This is a genomic window from Alkalibaculum bacchi (assembly GCF_937875145.1).
Taxonomy (GTDB): Bacteria; Bacillota; Clostridia; order Eubacteriales; family Alkalibacteraceae; genus Alkalibaculum; species Alkalibaculum bacchi_A.
In genome coordinates, this window is the sequence record NZ_CALNCS010000004.1 from 1 (window position 1) to 1,848 (window position 1,848).

Consider the following 1,848-nt stretch of genomic DNA (forward strand, 5'->3'; position numbering starts at 1 on the left):
ATGCACTAAAATCCCATACTCATCAACATAGTCAAACATATTGCCGCCTATGTGAATCCTTCGTTCCCAAATTGCAACCTTTTTTCCCTGCTCCGCAAAATGACGAGCCACTACAGAGCCTGATAGACCACAACCGATTACTAAGATCTCATTCATTATAATTCCACCTTAAGCTGCTTCTTGTAGTATTCTATTGTTTGTGTTATTCCATCTTCAAATGCCACCTGAGGTTCAAAACCAGTATCCTTGTTAAGCTCCGTTATATCCACAATTGCATTATCAACACGGCCTGTTTTATACGGCATCTCACCGATTCCTATCTCGGCTTCAGGATTAATCTTATCCCTGATAATCTTCACATATTCACTCATGGGCCGTGCTATACCATAGCCTGCAACATAAGTTTTTGTTTCCTTTCCGTAAATACCGATCAAATAAAGTGCCCTCATCAGATCATCAATAAAGATATAATCCCATTGTTGTTCTAATTTTGTATATGAAGGTTTTTGTCCTGTAAGCAGCATCTTAATTGTGTAGGTGATTAGATTGTTATCTTCACGTCCGGGACCATATATACTTGGTATGAGTACCCAATTAAATTTAATTTCGTTTTGGCGCGCGATAAGATCGCAATAGGTATGTACCGAAACCTTGGTCGCTGCGTATAAATCACTGGGACATGGTGCCTGTTGCCCATTCACTGCACCATCCACATATGCATACTCACTTACCGAACCAATGCTGATAACTCTCTGGCAGTTAAGATCCTTGGCCAAATCCATCATACTGAGCGCATAATCAATATTCTTGATCTGTATTTCTTGGACATTTTTGTATATGGTGTTTACCCCAGTCCATGCGAGATGGTACATCGTGTCATAACTTTTCCCCAGCAACTGGGAACGGATGTCTTGGGGATTATCCAGGGTTCCAATTATTATCTCAAGATTTGCGTGTTTAGTAAGCAAATTTATTGTATCTGGTAGGATTATAGCCGTCACCTTTACGCCCTGTCCTAGCAGATAGGGAATCAAGCTTTTTCCCACAAAACCTGTTGCTCCAGTTATGATAACATGCTGCAAAAATCTCACCTCTTATAACTTGCTCGATGACATGATTGCTAATAATATTGTTGCTTGATAAAAGCAACAATATTATTAGCAATTTTAAATCCAAACAATATGTACTGCCTTAATTCATTTATTTTTCAATCTCTAAATACTCAGAAATTTGCTTATCCATTATATCGGGTATGTTTCCTCGTAAAAGCCAAACCCTGGTCCAATCGCAGGTCTTCTCAATAGCGTCATCAATGTGCCAGTAAGGCCGCCACCCAAATACTGACTTTATCTTTGAACAGTCGAGTTTTAAAAAGTTTGCCTCGTGGGGGCCACCTATCCAGCGGTTTTCCCATTTTGCCTCCTCACCCCATTTTCGGCAAAATAAATCGACCAATGCTCCAGTAGTAACACAGTCGCACTCGTCCGGGCCAATATTGTACCAACCCGCGAAACTTTTTTCTTTATACTGCATTGCCGCAATCAATAGATAGGCGCACAAAGGCTCGAGCACATGCTGATAAGGCCTGGTAGAATGGGGATTTCTGACGATAATTGTTTCTCTTTTCTGCACCGCACGGACGCAGTCAGGAATGATCCTATCATTGGCAAAATCACCGCCGCCGACAACGTTGCCCGCTCGGGCAGTGGAAATCGCAACTTTTCCGTCTGCAAAAAAGCTGTTTTTATAGCTATGGGTTACCAGTTCAGAACAGCTTTTAGAATTGGAATAGGGATCAAAGCCATCCAGAGGGTCATTCTCACGATATCCCCACTCCCATTCGTGGTT

3 protein-coding genes are annotated in these 1,848 nt (G+C 41.6%); all 3 read right to left on the reverse strand.

Annotation, left to right across the window (positions count from 1 at the left end):
* Positions 1 to 156: NAD(P)-binding protein (locus tag Q7P22_RS00140; protein ID WP_303859551.1), on the reverse strand; the 156-nt coding region annotated here is incomplete at its 3' end.
* Positions 156 to 1,082 (reverse strand): NAD(P)-dependent oxidoreductase, encoded by a 927-nt coding sequence (locus Q7P22_RS00145; protein WP_303859549.1) that lies wholly within the window; start codon positions 1,080 to 1,082, stop codon positions 156 to 158. The genes Q7P22_RS00145 and Q7P22_RS00140, both read right to left, overlap by 1 nt.
* 118 nt (positions 1,083 to 1,200) lie before the next feature.
* On the reverse strand, positions 1,201 to 1,848 hold a 648-nt coding region (locus Q7P22_RS00150), incomplete at its 5' end, for a GDP-mannose 4,6-dehydratase (RefSeq protein WP_303859550.1).